At 39.9% G+C, this 1,003-nt stretch carries 1 protein-coding gene; it reads right to left on the bottom strand.

What is annotated here, in order from left to right; translation table 11 throughout:
- Positions 1 to 172: 172 nt before the first annotated feature.
- Positions 173 to 820, bottom strand: a complete 648-nt coding sequence (gene torD / locus R7O12_RS27215) for a molecular chaperone TorD (RefSeq protein ID WP_005457256.1) — start codon at positions 818 to 820, stop codon at positions 173 to 175.
- Positions 821 to 1,003: the final 183 nt, after the last annotated feature.

The raw sequence follows: 1,003 nt of genomic DNA on the forward strand, positions 1-1,003 counted from the left end.
TGCGTTCACATTTTAGCCCTATGTGGGCTGACTGGCAATATTTTCAGCAAGAGTTTTGTGTATTTGAAGTCACATTTTGACTGCTAAATGAACGAACGTCTTTGAGCCAGATTAAAAGCAAGCGAATAAAATAGGGAGCCCGACAGGCAGGCTCCCTAAAAATAGGCGGTGATTATTCACCAAGAAGGTAAGCGCTGTCCAGTTTACAAAATGCAATTAATAGTTGCGCAACGCTTAAGTAGAAGCCAAATTCATCAAATTGCTTACATTTTTCAGCAAATTTTGGCAACCAAGACATGAGTTGATTTTGGATGAAGTCATTTTGTTTAACGAAAGCCTCTTCCATATGTTTTTCTTGCTCTAACTCATTTGAGCGAATGATCATGTTGCCCAAAAAGTCCAATTCGACAGCAAGATGGTCTGCTGGTTCTTTGAGGTTTTCGTCTACCTGAACCCCAAAATCTGCCATCAGTTTTTCCATTTCTTCTGCAGGTTTGTCATTAAGCAAGCCTGATTCACCAATGTACATAGAAGCGTACGGCAGTGCCCCATACTTATCTGTTTTTAAGAACAGCTCGCAAAAATCTGCTGCAAGTTCTAGTTGAGCATCATTGCGGTCTTGGAGTCGGTTTAGGGCATCAACTAGGCTATCAACGGCTGGCTTGAGTGATTCGTTCTCACCTAAGCCCGCTAAAAAACTGCGAATTTCAACACTGTGGTAGGTTTCTAGTTCTTTTTCGCTGAGTTCTTTAGCGAATAAGCTCGAAAACCACCAGTAAATTTCAGCACGCTTTTCATTAAAAGCTTTCACTTCTTGCATTTTTGGCTCCTGAAGGATGCTTCGAGTATTGCATCATAAAGTCAATTAGGGATATCCCCTAAGTGTAATCAAATAAGATGAATAGCAGTAACTATAATTATTGTTGATTATGTTGAATTGTGTGCACTTGTTAACGGTGATGGGCAAGCTTGTTTTGAATCAATAAAAACGCTAAATCTTGCT

Source organism: Vibrio sp. Vb1574, from assembly GCF_033338675.1.

Excerpts from the sequence above, each read along its gene's own strand:
- torD (WP_005457256.1), bottom strand. The coding sequence starts at position 820 with ATGCAAGAAGTGAAAGCTTTTAATGAAAAGCGTGCTGAAATTTACTGG.